This window comes from Bradyrhizobium sp. USDA 4541 (genome assembly GCF_024171085.1).
Lineage (GTDB): Bacteria > Pseudomonadota > Alphaproteobacteria > Rhizobiales > Xanthobacteraceae > Bradyrhizobium > Bradyrhizobium australafricanum.
The window spans coordinates 2,448,537-2,464,667 of the sequence record NZ_JALJZF010000001.1; the positions used below are offsets into that span (position 1 = coordinate 2,448,537).

The window sequence follows — 16,131 nt, forward strand, 5'->3', positions numbered from 1 at the left end:
GGACCGAGATGCTAGTTCAACGCGAGCCAGCTCTGAAGGGCCGGCGTCACGAGAAACCCGAGCGCCAGAAACGGGCCGAACGGGATCGAGCTCTGGCGCTTCATCTCGTGACCTGCGAGTTGCAGGCCGCCGGCAACACCGAGCGCCGCGAGTGCCGCGATCAGCAGCAAGGTCGGAACGCCTGTCGCGCCGACCCAGATCGCCGCGGCGGCAAGAAACTTGACGTCGCCAAGTCCCAATCCGTCGACATGCCGCAAGGCGAAGTAAAGACGCTGCAGTAGAAGGAACACGATGCCGACCAGGACCGCAATCGCCATGGCGGTGAAGGCGGCCATCGTGCCTTCGGTGACGACGACGTTGGCGAGACCGAGCGCCGCGATCGCAAGGTTCAGCCAATTCGGGATGATGCCGTGGCGAAGATCGATCAGCGCGACCGCGCAGCAAAGCATGCAAAGCGCGCCGTAAGATCCGATAAAATAGAGAGCTTCGCGATCAATCTGCATGACGACGGACAAGTGTGACGGGTGCGAACGTTGTGTTGCAACAACTCACGCGCGTTGAACAGTCCAATTTCAATCCGTCTGCAGCAGCGCCAACGAGTTTGCGAGATTGTGATCGTCATCGACGATCGCGAAGCAGAAAAGATGCGACAAAAAGTCTGCGCTGTCACAAATCCGCATAGGATACCGACAATAGTTCGCCCCGCTACATGCCGCGAGCCCTTCGTGGCAGACGAGTGGGTTGACTATGCACAAGATGCAAGTGGCGGCGTGCCTTGCTTTGCTGGTAGCGTTCGCAGGCGTGCGCGCCGCGAATGCCGGCGCTCTCGAGGAGGGCGCCGAGCGCTACCGGCCATATTTGATCGAGGGCGTCGCCGGTGCGCTGACAGGCGCGCGTGCACTGCGCGAGCGCGCCGCAGCGGCGGATTTGCCCGGAGCGAAGAAGGCCTGGCTGTCGGCGCGCGCCGGCTGGGAGCGCTCGGAGGTGTTCACCGCGGGCTTCGTGCCTGAGCTCGATGCGCAGATCGACGCCTGGCCCAACGCGGACAGCGGGTTCCACGCCATCGAGGCGAAACTGTTCGGAGCTGCCAGCACCGACGTTGCAACGGATGCGACCGGCCTTGTCGAGCATCTGAACGATCTCCACGGCAAGCTCAAGGATATCAAGCTGACGCCGCAGGGCCTTCTGGATGGCACGGTGCGGCTTGCCTACGAGGTCGGAGAGAGCAAGGCCGATGGCGGCGAGTCGCGCATTAGCGGCACCTCGCTGGACGACATGCGCAACAACATCGCCGGCATCGACTTCGCCTACCACACGATCTTCTCGGCGGCGCTCAACACGGTCGACGGCAAGCTCGACGAGATGGTGACCAACCGGATCGAGCAGCTCGAAGCGATCGTCGCTACGCCCGACCTGCCGCATGTCAACATTGCCGATCTGCGCCAGACCAGCGAGGAACTGGTGGTTGCGTTGCAGAGCGCCTCGGCAAAGCTCGGGCTGCAGCGGCCGACCCTGGAGGCCCAGGCGCGATGACATCGCTTCACCTGCGTCTGGCCACGCTGCTCTCCGGTGTCATCGCCCTGGCACTGCTCGGGCGTGCGGTGGCGTTTCCGGTCGACGGTGACAAGACCGTGCTGCCTGTCGCGACCGAACTGAACGAGGATGCGCTCGACAAGCCGCGCGAGGTGTTCCAGTCCGAGCGGACCGGAGCCAAGTCGTATCTGGTGAATCTCGGCGATCTCGCGTTCAATTCGCCTGGGCTGCTCGGTGACGTGGCGCGGCAGGCCGGCGTGACCTGCGGCACCTGCCACGTCAATGGCGCGAACAACGCCAAATTCTTCATGCCGAAGATGTCGAGCCGGCCCGGCACGTTCGACACCACCGGTCCGCTGTTCAATCCGAAGGCCAACAATCTGGCGTTCGATTCCGTGCGGATCCCGAGCCTGCGCGGCGCCCGCTATCTTGCGCCCTACGGCGCCGACGGCCGCTTCGCCTCGCTGCGCGACTTCGTCCACAACGTCATCACCAACGAGTTCGCAGGTCCCGAGCCGTCGCCGGCAACGCTCGATGCGATCGTGGCGTATATTCACGACATCGACTTCCTGCCCAATCCGAGCCTTGGTCCCGCCGGACGGCTGGCCGGCAAGATCAGCGACGCGGAGCGCCGCGGCGAGGTGCTGTTCGCAAAGCCGTTCCCGCACGATCCCGCGCTGAGCTGCGCGGGCTGCCACGTTCCGTCGTCCGGCTTTGTCGATCACCAGCAGCACGATGTCGGTTCGGGCGGACTGTTCAAGACGCCGACGCTGCGCAATGCCGATTTCAACGCGCCGTACTTTCACGACGGCCGCTTCGACAATTACGACCAGGTTGTCGATTATTTCGACCGGACCTTTCAGCTCGAGCTCTCGGCGCAGGACAAGGGCGACCTCGTCGCCTATCTCACGGCAGTCGGCGATGGCGTTCAGCCCTATGAGCGCGACGGTGCCGGTGCAACGTTGAAAGAGATCAACGATTTCTCGATGGTGCTCGCGACTGCGATTCCGGCAGGTGACAAGGACATCGTTGCGCTGGCGGTCGATACGATCGGCCGCGAACTGCGCGAGTTGACCGAGCAGTATCCCGACCGCAAGAACACCAGCGTCTCGGGCGGGGAGCAGCAGCGCGTACTTGCGCGCAACGGCCTCAAGGAGCTCGTGCTCACGCTGCGGCGAATCGAGATGGCGGTTGCGGCAGGGCGCAACGCGGATGCCGCAACCGAGTTCAGGAATTATCGCAATCTGATGGCTGCTGCAGTGCCGGCGCTGTTGGCCAGCGCCGAGCCGTGGTCGCTATTCAATCAGGGCGTGCATGACCAACATTATGCTGCGCTTCGCCAGGTGATGCGCTCCAGGCACCTTTCGCATTGATTGCGTTGTATTGAAGTGATTTTGCGATCTGCGCTGCGGGCGCGGATGCTCGATCAATTTTCGATCATTGGTTGCATGATTGAATCGTGGAGATGCACCGCGCGGCGGCAGATGTCTCCTTAGAAAATATTTGAACGTTTCGAAATTTCTTGCGCGCTTTCACGTAAGCGAAAACCATGCGTCATATTGTCGCACTAAGCAGTGTGTGTTGCTAACCGCAAACACCCTGAGGTCGACAATGAGTTTGAATTACAAAAAGCACTGGCGAACCAGCACCGCGCTCTGCATCGCGTCAACGGTGCTCGTCGCAACGGCCGCATATGCTGCTCACTATCCGGGCGGCCGCAGTGATTGGGACAAGCGTCCGCATCACAATCACCAGGCGCACGAGGAGGGCGATCGTGCGAATCATGGGAACCATGGCCATCATGGTGACGGCGATCACGGCGTGAAGACCGCGTCGCCGATCAAGCACGTCATCATCCTGATCGGTGAGAACCGCGGCCTCGATCACACCTTCGGCATCTACAAGCCGAAGGGCAAGGGACAGACCATCTCCAACCTGTTGTCGAAGGGCATCGTCAACGAGGATGGAACGCCGGGACCGAACTTTGCGCAGGCGCAGCAGTCCTCGGTCGCGGGCCAGCCCTTGTACTATATCGGCGCACCGACCATCGCGAAGTCGCCCTACAACGCGACCAACCCGATGCCGCAGCCGAACACGGCCGGCACGCCGACCGCGCAGAGCGACACCGCGCCCCCGTTCAAGACGATCGCCGAAGCCAGCGTCGAGAAGGACATGGACCCGGCCGATCTCGATATCCTCACCACCGGCTTCAGCGGCCTGCCGACCGGTGTGCTGGATACCCGCATTCCCGGCGCCGGCGGTCTGAACGGACCGTTCCAGTTGCAGGGTGAGCAGATCAGCGACGACGACTATACCGGCGACTCGACGCATCGCTTCTATCAGGATTGGCAGCAGGAAGACTGCAGCGCCGCCAACGCCACCAAGAAGAACAATTCGGGCTGCCTGAACGACTTGTTCCCGTTCGTGATGGCGACCTATTCGGCGTCCAACAAGAGCATGGCCAACTCGATGGGCTTCTACAATGCCCAGCAGGGTCAGGCTCCGGTCCTGAAGATGCTGGCCGACCGCTTCACCCTGAGCGACAACTTCCACCAGTCGTTCCACGGCGGCACCGGCGCGAACCACTTCATGCTCGGTACCGGCGACGCGGCCTTCTGGAGCGACGGCAAGGGCAATCCGGTGACGCCGCCGGCCAACCTGATCGCCAATCCGAATCCGGTCGCGGGTTCGGTCAACCGCTACACTGTCGACGGCAATTGGAGCAATTGCTCTGATGTCTTCCAGCCCGGCGTCAAGCCGATCGTCACCTACCTCAACAATCTGCCATACGCGGCGGAGCCGAACTGCAAGCCCAACCACTACTACATGCTCAACAACGTCAACCCGGGCTATCTGCCGAACGGCGCGCTGTCGGGCGGTAACAACGTGCCGCCGTCGTCGGTTCGCACGATCGGCGATGCGCTCATGGAGAAGAACGTCTCCTGGGCGTTCTATGGTGGCGCGTTCAACGACGCCGTGGCGCTTTCCAACGCCGCGGTTGCCGCCAATCCGTCGAACCCCAACCTCAGCGCCGCTGCGGTCGCCGATCCGGCGCACGCGCTCGGTGTTGCCTACTGCCAGATCTGCAATCCGTTCCAGTATGCGACCTCGATCATGGCCAACCCGGCCGTGCGTCAGGCTCACATGAAGGACACTGCCGATCTGATCACGGCGATCCAGAACAACACGCTGCCTGCGGTGTCGTTCGGCAAGCCGGACGGCCTGCTCGACGGTCATCCGCAGAGCTCGAAGGTTGATCTGTTCGAGGCCTATGTCCTCAACGTGCTCAACTCGCTGGACAACAATCCGGAGCTGAAGGCTGAAACCGCGGTCTTCATCACCTGGGACGAGGCCGGCGGCTATTGGGATTCCGGCTACCAGCAGTCCATCGACTTCTTCGGCGACGGACCGCGCATTCCGACCCTGATCCTTTCGCCCTATTCGACGGGCGGCAAGGTCAACCACAACTACGCCGACCACGTTTCGCTGCTGAAGTTCATCGAGCGCAACTGGGCTCTCCAGCCGCTCACGAACCGCAGCCGCGACAACCTGCCGAACCCGACCTACTCGAAGAACAACGAGTATGTTCCGACCAACAGCCCGGCATTGTCTGATATGTTCGACGCGTTCGACTTCAGCAAGCCGGTCACGTTGTCCTACACCGAGTGATCAAGCTCTCGCCCACGGCGAGGTCTTGACTGCATCCAAGGGCGGCGCCGATCGAACCAATGGTTCGGTCGGCGCCGTCATGTTGTGTCCCTGCCACCTGATCGACCGGAGACATGCGATGAAACGCAATGAGAAGACGTGCGCGATCAGCAGCAGCGTCGCGGCCGGCCTGCTTGCCGTCGCCATCCTGGCCGGCGCGGCGATCCCGGCCATGGCGCAGCAGTTTTCCGCCGACCTCGTCGCGAACAAGGACGACACGGCAACCGCCATGGGAGCCTCGCGGGTCTCGGGCGGAAAAGCACGGATCGAGACAAGCGCGCTGCCCGACGGCTTCTTCCTGATCGATACGGGCAAGCCCGCGGCCTATTTCGTCCGTCCGGCGGCACGGGTTTACATGGACGCGCGGCAATCGAGCCCGCTCACCCGGATGTTCATTCCGGTTGATCCGGATGATCCCTGCCGGCAATGGCTGGCGATGGCGCAGCTGTCCGCGCCGATCGACCTCGCGACGTGGCACTGCCAGCGCGATGGAACGGAAACCATCGCGGGGCACGACACAGACGTCTTTCGAATCGCCGCGCCGTCCGGTTTGAGCTTTGTCGGCTGGATCGACCGCGCGCGCAGATTTCCGGTACGGATCAAGACCGCGGATGGGACGGTGATCGCTGCCGATCACATCCGCGACGAGCCGCAGCCGGCGCAGACGTTTGAAATCCCCGCAGGCTTGCGCAAGTTCGACCCGCAAGCGCTGATCCGTCGGATCCAGCAGAGTGACGTATGGGTTGAGCCGCCGGCTTCGGAGTGAGCACGCCGTCCGTTAGTGCGACTGCTGGCTTGTTACCGGCAGGATCCGGCCGAGCGCAGTGTAGTGCGACTGATGCACGTTGCTGTTGAACAGCGACCAGGGTTCGGCCTTTTTCAGGGCGACGGGTACGTCGAAGTGCACCAGCTGCGCAAAGTTGCGATATTCGGCCATCGCATCGTCGATACGGCCGGCGGCGACATCGAGATCGATGCGGCGCAGGGTGAGAACGAGGTCCTTCAGGATCGCGCGCGCCGCCAGCCGCTCGTCCTTGCCACCGATCGAGGTGTTCCTGATGTCTGGGATGCGCTCGGTCAGTTCGCGCAGTTCGGCCCCGACCCCGGTCACGGCCAGTGACACCACCGCGGTGTCGGCAGCCGGGATCGCGACCTCGAGGACGCTCGAGAGCTCGAGCACCTCTCTCATCCGGAGCATGACGCCGTCCTTGTCGAACGGGCGTTCGCCGTCGCCGACCGCATTCAGATAGGCCACGAGGTCCTGGGTGTCCTGGGTCGATAGTTCGAGGTCGAACACACGATCGAAATGATCGACCACCTGTTCATAGCTGTCGTAGCGGCCATCGTGGAAATACGGGGCGTTGAAGTTGGCGTTCAGCAAAGTCGGGGTCTTCACCAGTCCACCGGATCCGACGTCGTGGCGCATCTGGTCGTTGAAGGTACCACCCGGAACATGACAACCGGCGCAGCTCAGCTCGGCCTGCTTCGGGAACGGCTTGAAGAACAGCGCCTCGCCGCGGCGCTCGGCCAGGCTCGCCTGCGCGGCAAGCCTGCCGCCGGGCGCAATCTTCGGATTGGGGAGGAAATCGATATCGTTGATATAGGCGACCAGGCCGTCGAGAACCTCGTCACGCGGCTTCGGACCGGAAAATTCATTGACGATGACATTGTAGACGAAGTCGCGCAGCGAGGTGATGCGTCCGTCATGTCCGTAGGGGGCGAGGAAGCGGGCGCCGCGCAGGCTCGGAATCCTCACCGGATCGAGGATGCTGTTGAACGTCTTCGCGTTGAAGACAAGGCTGGTCGTATCGAAGGTGCCCGGCCGGGAGGATGCGCCCGGAACGAACAGTTTCGGGTTCGATGCGCCGTTGACGTGACAGGTGCCGCAGCTCATCTCGGCCTGACGCGCCTTGCCGCCGAGGATGGAAGGCGAGTTGAACGCGAGATCGCCGAGATTGACCAAATAGGACTTTCGCCCACCGACGGCTTCGGAATGAAAGAGTTCGCGCGGCCGCGCCGGCGCCTCCTCGGAAAATTCAGTGCCGGCCGGCAGCACGGTCTGGTCGCCGCCGAGCGGGAACGCCGTCGCGCGCAACGGGAGCAGGGCAACGACGAGCGCCAGCCACGCGCCCCGTGCCGGTCTGACGCCGCGATCGGCGGCTGTCGCGCGATGTTTTCCGGAGCCGGACGCCAGAATATCCCAAGCCATCGCGCGAAAACGTCCCTGTCACAAATGTATATGCGCTGCCGCGCGTCGGAAGATGTCACGGAGGTGACAGTTTCCTGTCGGCAGGATCAATGACCATCTGACTGGATAGACGAATTTTGATTGCGGTTTGATGACGCGCGATCAGCGAAGCGCAACGCAGTCTGCGTTTGACACGATGAAAGTCTGTTGGTGCGCGAGCATCTTTCCGCGCGTTTGCGCGCGCGTCGAAAAACAGTCATCCCAGCGAAATGTGTTTTGCATAGCGTGTAGCTCCATTTCTATTTCTTTCTAAATCAGGAGAGCACTATGCGGCTTTGGGGAGCCATTCCGGCGCTCGCGGTTGTTGCTGGCGCCGTTGCCATCTCGCCGGTAGCAAACGCAGAGAATTTGGTCGAAAAGATCGTTGATGAGTTCAAGCACGAGATCAAGGACGAGCTGCGCGACCTGCGGGATCGTGGCCATGAAGGCGTGCACCAGTACAAGCACATCGTCGTCATCTATCAGGAGAACCACAGCTTCGATAACCTCTACGGTCACTGGGGCGACGTCGGCCGCGACCGGATCAACGGCACATCCTATGCCGATCAGGCGCACACCCTGCAGGTTCGGCAGGACAACCAGACCGTCTATGCTTGTCTGCTGCAGAACGACGTCAACCTGACTTCTCCGTCGCCGCAACCGACGAGCTGCACCGACAATACGGGCACGGTCGCGATCCTGAGCGCCTTCAAGAACAAGCCGTTCGAGATCAATGAATTCATTCCGACCTCGGCCACGACCTGCCCGAAGCCGCTCGGCGCTTTCGCGGCTCACGGTTTCCTCAACGGCACCGGCGCGCCCGGCGGCTGCACCGCGGACATCGTGCACCGCTTCTACAGCGAGCAGTACCAGCTCAACGGCGGCCGGCAGAACCGCTACATGACCGGCAGTGATGCGGCGGGTCTGGTGATGGGCTATTACGACACCAAGAAGCTGCCCATCTACACCTATCTCCACGGCAACGGCGCGCCGAACTACATCATTGCCGACAGCTTCTTCCAGGGCGCCTTCGGCGGTTCGTTCCTCAACCACCAGTTCCTGGTCGCCGCCGCGGCGCCGCAGTTCGTCGGTGCCCTGAATGACGGCAGCGCCAACGATTTCCACTCGATCGTCGATGCCAACGGCATGCCGACCAGCACGCCGCTCTACACGCCGCTCTCGACCGTGAAGGATGCGCAGCTGACGGCGAAGTGCAATCAGGCCGGCCTGCCGGCGGGCCTCGCCTGCGGCGACTACGCGGTCAACACCACGCAGCCGTTCTATCAGCCCTATTCCCCGGGCACCGCCGACATCAAGCGTCTGCCGCCGCTGCACACGCCGAACATCGGCGATCGGCTGTCGGCAAAGCACGTCGATTGGGCCTGGTATTCGGGCGGCTGGTCGAACGCCAACGGCGACGTCGGCGCTTCGGGCTGGACCAACGGCAACGGTACGACCTGCACCGACCCGAACCATGTTTCCACGGCGGTGTTCCCGAACTGCCCGGACGTGGATTTCCAGTACCACCATCAGGCGTTCAACTACTTCGCCAACTACGCGCCCGGAACGCAGGCCCGCAAAGATCGCCTGAAGGACGAGGCGGAGTTCATCCAGGCGGCGAAGACCGGCCGGCTGAAGCAGGTCAGCTTCATCAAGCCGATCGGCGAGGAAAACGAGCATCCGGGCTACACCAGCGAGTCCGAAGGCAGCCAGCATCTCGTCGATCTCGTCAAGGCGATCGTCGAGGGGCCGGATGGCAAGGACACGCTGATCGTCATCACCTATGACGAGTTCGGCGGGCAGTGGGATCACGTTCCCCCGCCTCCGTTCAACCGCCATGGTGCCGAAGCCAAGGCTGCGGACCAGTGGGGCCCGGGCACCCGCATTCCGGCGCTCCTGATCGCCAAGCGCTTCAACAAGTCAGGCGTCGCGCACGAGGACTTCGACACCACGTCGATCCTCAAGATGCTTGAAAAGCGCTTCGACCTCGACCCGCTGGTGACGCGCCCGGTGCGCAGCCTCTCGGCGGCGCTGAAGGCCGGCGAGGGCTGGCACTGACACGAGAAACGCTGCCGGCCGCCCGCGTCAACGTCCGACGCGGGCCGGAGTGCCGGCCACGCGCCCAAGGGATCGCTAGACGAAGGGATCGCTACAAGAAGCGATCGCTACATGATCAGATCGTGTAGCGGATGGGTCACGACGGCGTCCGGCGTATGGTCCGGGAAGAAATCTGTTTGGTGCTCCGGGACAGCCGGCCCCATTGCCGGCGTTCCACCAGTTGCAACTCCTTGCGCCAGCTGAAATCCGGCGGAATCGTCGTGGCGGCCGAACCATGCGAGGCTTTGATCAAACTGTGGAGGGGACGAAGCTCCCTGCTGTTCAAGGCTCGAAGGCTCCGCGAAATGAAAGGACTGCTCGGTCGTTCCCGACGTTCCGCCGTCTACAAAGGGCAAGATTGCCTGAGACAACGCCGCGTCCTCGTGGCTACTCGTTGACATCGGACTAACATCGGGTGCGGGAGCGCTGGCGCCGACCGGCGGCGCGGGGCTGTCCTGGCTGGCGGCGAATATGAAGGTGTCCATCCCCGCCGTGTGGCACTGAATATCGACCTGAAGGCTGCTCGTGGCCGAATCGCCGTCCGCATCGACCGCCGTCACATCGAACAGCAGATCCGCATTGATGCTCGTCTTTTCGGTATAGCTGATGTTGTTGATCGCGAAGGTGGGACACCCGGCTTCCACCCGATCGTAGTCGACCTGGACTTGATCGAACGACCTGTCAACGTAAAGCGTATAAGTCGTCGTCGTGGCATCAAAGGTGTAGGTGTCGATCAGCGAAGCATCCGATGTCTCCTGCACCACGAAGCCGGCACTGCCGCAGAGCGGCCTGGGAACATCGATGCAGAAGTCGTGAACGTCGGCGCTGCCATCAAGAACCTTGAGGATCACACCGGCGGTGCCGTAGCCCTGCCATTCCGTGAGATTGAAGCCGACCTGCGACTGCTTCTCGGTGAACGCGAGATTCAACTGCTCGGCCGGGTCCATCTGCAGTCCACTGTCGCCGACCGCAATACCGCAGTCCGATGCCTTGACATCGAGCGGCTGGCCGGCGCAGTCCGACCCGGTAATAACCAGTTGTCCGTCCGGAGCCGTCAATGACGGCGTGCCGCAGATCGGGGCATCAAAATCGGAGCCATGGACGGTGACGTCCTTCGACGGCCCGGCGTGCTCGAGATCAAAGCAGAATGTTCCATCCGGATTGATCAGTAACTTGAAATAAGGATCGTCCAACCTACCGCCGCAATCGGTAAGATACGCGTCGAGCTCGACGCCGCCGCCCACCTCATGGGTCGTATAGTAGAAGTTGTAATCATCGCCATGTCCGGTGACGTGCACCGCGGTGATGCCGTTGCCCAGGCATGATGTGGCCAGATCATATCCCGAGCAGCCGACCGGACCGTTGTGGACGGCAACGAACATCGCGGCATCGCCATCCGCGCCGAAATTGATATCGTAGGTACCTGTCGCAGTCTGATGATCCTGAGCGGCGACGAAGGTCTCCGGGAAGCCGCAAATGGTCGGGTGATCGTCCGTGATCGTCAGTTGCTTGCCGAGGTCGATGCACGCGCTCTGGAAGTCGCCGTCCTTGTCCGTGATGGTGGCAACCAGGCTTACGACGCCGGCGGTCAGCGACACGGCTTCGCCGCTGTCAGGGCCGGCGCAGGCCGGATGCGTCACCGCGCGATATTCGGTGAAGGTGACGCATCCCGTGGCCGGATCAACCGCGATGGTGAATGCCAGCGCGCCACTTGCTGTGCCAACATGGCCTTCGATGGTGTTGCCGTTCAGAACTAGCACGTCGGAGCAGCCGGTATGCGAATCGATCAGACCGGATGGGGTGCAGTCACCTCCGTTGATCGACAGTGCATAGTGAGTCGTCGCGCCGTCGGCGCCCTGGAGCGAGCTGAACGCCGTCGAGAATTCGGCGGAAATTTTCGTCAGCGCCGCGTCCGGTGCCGAGCCCGCGACATGGTCGTCCAGTGCCGTTGCCGTCAGGTGCGTCTCGCTCAGCGTCAGCGACGGAGCGGTGCAATTGGCCCGGATGCAGGGGCCATCGTCGCTGATGGTCAGCCTGCTGCCGAGGTCGAGGCCGGCGCTCTGGAAGTCGCCGTCCTTGTCCGTGATCGTGGCAGTCAGGCCCACGATGCCCGCGGCCAGCGATACGGCTTCGCCGCTGTCCGGGCTGGTGCCGAGCGGCTGCTCCACCGGCCGGTAGTCGGTGAAGGTCACGCGTCCCGTAGCCGGATCGAGCGTGATGGTGAATGCCAGTGTGCCGTTGGTCGCGCCGACGCGGCCTTCGATCGTGTTGCCGTTCAGAACCAGCAGGTCAGCGAGGCCGGTATGCGAGTCGATCAGCCCCGATGCCGTGCCGTTGCCGCCGGTGATCGTCAGCGCGTAGCGGATGGTCGCGCCATCGGCGCCTTGCACCGAAGTGAACGCGGTCGAGAAATCGGCGGAAGTCGTCGTCAGCGCCGCGTCCGGTGCCGAGCCGGCGATGTGGTCGTCCAGCGCCGTTGCCGTCAGATGCGTCTCACTCAGCGTCAGCGATGGGGCTGTGCCCGCCGCCTCGATGCGCGGGCCATCGTCCGTGATTGTCAGCTGCTTGCCGAGATCGATGCTTAGATCCTGGTACTGGCCGTCGCTCTCCGTGACCGTCGCGATCAGGTTGACGAGGCCGGTCCCCAGCGCGATCCCTTCGCCGCTGTCAGGGCTGGTGCCCGACGATTGTTCGACCGCGCGGTGCTCGACGAAGGTCACGCGGCCCGTGGCCGGGTCAACCGTGATGGTGAACGCGAGCGCCCCGCTTGCCGTGCCGACATGGCCTTCGATGGTGTTGCCGTTCAGAACCAGCAGGTCAGCGAGGCCGGTATGCGAATCGATCAGCCCTGACGCCGTACCGTTGCCGCCGGTGATCGTCAGTGCGTAGCTGACCGTCAGACCCGGTTCGGTGACGAATGCCGCCGAGAACTCGCCCGATGTCGTCGTCAGCGCGGCGTCCGGTGCCGAGCCGGCGATATTGTCGTCCAGCGTCGTCGCTGTCAGATGGGTCTCGCTCAACGTCAGCGATGGCGCGGTCCCAACCTCGATCAGCGGGCCGTGGATGGTGAGTGTCACCGTCTGCGGGGTTCCGCCGATCGTGGTCACCGTGAAGCTGTCGGTCAGCGTGTTGCCGACATGGAGGGCTTGCACGGAGCTGTTGGCGTTGTCGAGCGTATAGGTCCACACGCCGGCCGTTGTGAGCGTGAATGAGCCGTAGCCACCTGCGCTTGTCGTCGGCGCGTTCACGGCGGTGAAGGTATTGGCGGGATCGTCGACATCGGTGTCGGTGAGCGTGCCCTTTGCGATGAGCAGGCCGGGCGAGGCATGACTGACGCCGACCGCACCCACCACCGAGCCGGCCATGGTGCCGGAGATGATGGAGGCGTCGTCGGCGCCCAGGATGCTGATGTCGAAGCTCTCGCTGGCCGAAAGCGCGCCGTCCGAGACCGTGATCACGAAGCTCTGGGTCGTGTTGGCCTTCAGCGCGTTGATTGCGGTATTGTTCGGAACGAAGGTGTAGCTTCCGGTCGCGCTGTTGAGATAGAGCGTGCCAAAAGTACCGACGCTCGACACGTCGTATGTCGCCTGTCCCAGCACCGTATCGCCTGTGGCGCCTCCGCTGATGCCGAATTTCAGTGCGCCGCCCTTGATGCTGCTCGCGGAAAAGGTCCCGCTCGCCGCATTGAAGTCGTCAAATATCACCGTATCGATTTCAGTCGGCCCCGCTCCGAGGTTCAGCTTCGGCGGAACCGGCGGCAGCTTGAAGAGATCATTTTTCGCGAAGGTCGCTACCGGCAGCGGCCCGAGCGTATCTTGCACCGGCGACAGCGGAGACTGCTGAATAAAATTGATCGGCAGCAGGAGTTGTCCGCCTTCGAGAGCAGGCATGCCGGATCCTTTCGATGCCGGTCCTTTCTCGAAATAGGCAAGGGTCTCCTGTTGGGCCTCCCGTAATTCCTCCATGTGCGAAGGGGAATTCGTGGCATGGTTCACGCCGACGGAGGAGCCTCTTCTGCTCAGGATGATCGTCTCTTCGGGATCCTCGACGATGATGTGACGGGGGATCGCCTCCTTGGTGACGAGTTCGAACACGCCGTGGTGGAGGTCCTTGTATTTGATGTTGTCGTCGTCCAGGAGCGTGACGTTCGGCTCCGCGGCTCGGGCGTCCTCCAGCAGCGAGAAGGTCAGGGCGGCCAGCGACAGCATGCCGAGGCCGCTGGCGCGGATGGTGCCAACCGGTGTGTCCGCCGTCAGGACGCCAGACCCCGCGAGCCGGCTGCCGATGAGGCGGAAGAGGCTTCTGGTTTTCGCGAACAGGCCCGGCCGCAAGCCCCCGCCGGGGTCCTGCGCGATGTCCAACTCCAGCCGGGTGCCGGCCGGCAAATTGAGCACCCTGCCATCGACCAGGCGGATTTCGATCCGCCCGCCGGCTCCGACCTCGATGACGTCACCCTGGCGAACGGGATCGCCAGCTACGATTTGAATCGGTATGCCGCGGGCACCCGCGATCGTGCCGCAGCCGATCGCCGTCCGAACAGTGCCAACTAAGCGGGGCGGCTGGCCCAAAACGGCCGTGCACGCGTCCCCGATCTCTACGCCGGACGCAACTGACATTGGCTTTTTGCCTGTTAGGCAGTTCGAGCGGAAAGTGGCGCCGCAGTCTTTTTATTTTGGCTTGGTTCGGCCACGCGGCGAAAAACCCCGCGCCGTCAGCCATAGGCTTGTCCGCTGAAACGTCCTGATTGAAACCAAATTCGGCAGTAAAAATGGAATTCCAATACTGCGGGGAAGCCTTACGAAAAGGACAGAACAGCTGTCCTTTATCGCGCGTGCAGCCCCGCAAAATTAATAGTATGATTACCATGCAAATTGTCCACTTATTAATTTTTAGTCGAACTGCGTCAGGCATTTAGGCCTGTCTGCGACAACTCGTTTGGCACTCAAGGTCCTGCGGTCTCGGCCCGGTGGTCCCGGTCACCCATCGAGCCCCGGCACGACAAGACCTTTTCGAGGAGGGGATCGTGCGCATCCATCTGATTGTTCAATTGCTTGCAAGCTTCGTCCTGGCGCTCGCAACGCTCACGCCCGGCCAGGTGCAGGCGCAAACCGAACCGGACAATATCCAATTGAAATTCATCGGAAGGGTCGTAGCCGCCACCGGTTCGGTCACGATCGAGCATCCGAATGCAGTCGTCGTTCAGGCAGGGCTGCCCGGCAAACTGCCTCAGGCGCAGGTGGGCGACCCCGTGTATCTGGGCGACGTGGTGCAAACTGGAGCCGACGGACGCGTTGGGATCAATTTCTCCGACGGCACTTCGTTCAATCTGTCGAGCAACGCCAAGATGGCGATGACCGAGTTCGTGTACGACCCGAACGGCAAGTCGAACTCGACCTTGCTCAAACTGACCAATGGGACGTTCACCTTCGTTGCCGGCAACATTGCGAAGACCGGAGACATGAAGATCGACACCCCTGTCGCAACGATGGGCATTCGAGGCACCACGCCACGCATCGAGATATCGGACGATGGAACGGTGAGGTTCGCCACGCTCGTTGAAGAGGGCAAGAGCAAGGTCAGGAAGGTCGGGACTCGAACGCCGCAGCAACCTGAGCAAAACACCCTTCACAAGTTCAATCCCAACATCTGTCGAGGGTGCTAGGCCAGGCGCAGCCAGTTTCGTGCAAGCAAGGCCCGATATGAAACTTCGTGCAAGCGCCGGCGCAATTGTCAGCCTGATATCGCTCCTCGTTGCGACGCTCCCAGTGTTGCCGGCGGTCGCGCAGAACGCGAAGAAGGACAGCTATCTCCGCACTATCGGATTGTGCAGCGGCCTCGATCGCACACCGGCCGAGGCGCGCATTGCTGCCTGCACGGCGCTGATCGATGCGGGGCAGGACATGACCCAGGCTGGCCTCGCGATCGCCTATAACAACCGTGGTAACGCCTACGCCGCCAAGGGAGACTATGACGGCGCCATCCGGGATTTCGATCGATCGATCGAACTCAATCCGACCTACACCAAGCCGTTCAACAACCGCGGCGTGGCCTATCTCAGGAAGCGCGAATATGATCGCGCGACCGACGCCTTCGATCAGGCGATCAAGCTCAACCCGAACTACGGCGAGGCCTTCGCCAACCGCGCCGGCGCCTATTTGAAGAAGAACGATTATGCGCGCGCGGCGCAGGACTACGACGAGGCCATTCGCCTCGAGCCGAAGCTCGACGGGGTGTGGAACGGACGCTGCTGGAGCCGGGCCATCCTCGGCGAATTGCAGGCGGCGCTGGAAGATTGCAACAAGGCCCTTCAATTGGCGTCAACCAACGCCGCGACGTATGACTCGCGTGCCCTTATCTATCTGAAGACCGGCGAGCTGGGCGCGGCGATCGCCGACTACAGCTCCGCACTTCGCATCGATCCCAAGCTCGCAAGCGCTCTTTATGGCCGCGGCCTGGCGAAGTTGAAGCAGGGTGACAAGGCCGGCGGCAATACCGACATGGCGGCGGCCAAGGCGATCCAGGGCAGCATCGGCGACGATTTCACACGATACGGCGTGCGATAGGCG

The 16,131-nt window shown here is 62.5% G+C and carries 10 protein-coding genes; 7 read left to right on the plus strand and 3 right to left on the minus strand.

The window, feature by feature from the left end; genetic code table 11:
• Window positions 1-11: 11 nt before the first annotated feature.
• A complete protein-coding gene (locus tag J2R80_RS11405) occupies window positions 12-449 on the minus strand; it encodes an A24 family peptidase (RefSeq protein ID WP_253638602.1) in 438 nt (145 codons plus the stop codon).
• A 298-nt stretch (window positions 450-747) separates the two neighbouring features.
• Here J2R80_RS11405 and J2R80_RS11410 point away from each other — a divergent pair, with 298 nt between their 5' ends.
• From J2R80_RS11410 to J2R80_RS11425, 4 genes are all read left to right on the plus strand, one after another.
• Window positions 748-1,533 (plus strand): EfeM/EfeO family lipoprotein, encoded by a 786-nt coding sequence (locus J2R80_RS11410; RefSeq protein WP_253588788.1) that lies wholly within the window; start codon window positions 748-750, stop codon window positions 1,531-1,533.
• Window positions 1,530-2,906 (plus strand): cytochrome c peroxidase, encoded by a 1,377-nt coding sequence (locus tag J2R80_RS11415; protein ID WP_253638603.1) that lies wholly within the window; start codon window positions 1,530-1,532, stop codon window positions 2,904-2,906. Before J2R80_RS11410 ends, J2R80_RS11415 begins: the two co-directional genes overlap by 4 nt.
• 244 nt (window positions 2,907-3,150) lie before the next feature.
• Entirely contained in the window at window positions 3,151-5,202 is a 2,052-nt protein-coding gene (locus J2R80_RS11420; RefSeq protein WP_057017773.1) for an alkaline phosphatase family protein, read from the plus strand.
• Between the two features lie 118 nt (window positions 5,203-5,320).
• A complete protein-coding gene (locus tag J2R80_RS11425; protein WP_253588790.1) occupies window positions 5,321-6,007 on the plus strand; it encodes a hypothetical protein in 687 nt (228 codons plus the stop codon).
• A 12-nt stretch (window positions 6,008-6,019) separates the two neighbouring features.
• Here the strand turns inward: J2R80_RS11425 and J2R80_RS11430 are convergent, their stop codons facing one another.
• Complete coding sequence (locus J2R80_RS11430; protein WP_253588791.1) at window positions 6,020-7,450, minus strand: cytochrome c peroxidase; 1,431 nt, start codon at window positions 7,448-7,450, stop codon at window positions 6,020-6,022.
• Between the two features lie 306 nt (window positions 7,451-7,756).
• Between J2R80_RS11430 and J2R80_RS11435 the strand changes: the two genes are divergently transcribed.
• On the plus strand, window positions 7,757-9,526 hold the full coding sequence (locus J2R80_RS11435; RefSeq protein WP_057017734.1) for an alkaline phosphatase family protein: 1,770 nt from the start codon (window positions 7,757-7,759) through the stop codon (window positions 9,524-9,526).
• A 107-nt stretch (window positions 9,527-9,633) separates the two neighbouring features.
• On the opposite strand, the gene J2R80_RS11440 is transcribed toward J2R80_RS11435, so the two are convergent.
• Complete coding sequence (locus J2R80_RS11440; protein ID WP_253588792.1) at window positions 9,634-14,181, minus strand: DUF5801 repeats-in-toxin domain-containing protein; 4,548 nt, start codon at window positions 14,179-14,181, stop codon at window positions 9,634-9,636.
• Between the two features lie 407 nt (window positions 14,182-14,588).
• Between J2R80_RS11440 and J2R80_RS11445 the strand changes: the two genes are divergently transcribed.
• Both J2R80_RS11445 and J2R80_RS11450 read left to right on the plus strand, forming a co-directional pair.
• Complete coding sequence (locus J2R80_RS11445) at window positions 14,589-15,227, plus strand: FecR domain-containing protein (protein WP_194295347.1); 639 nt, start codon at window positions 14,589-14,591, stop codon at window positions 15,225-15,227.
• A gap of 37 nt (window positions 15,228-15,264) precedes the next feature.
• Window positions 15,265-16,128 carry a tetratricopeptide repeat protein gene (locus J2R80_RS11450; protein ID WP_253588793.1) on the plus strand — a complete coding sequence of 288 codons (864 nt, stop codon included), beginning with the start codon at window positions 15,265-15,267 and terminating at the stop codon, window positions 16,126-16,128.
• The last annotated feature ends 3 nt before the right edge of the window (window positions 16,129-16,131 follow it).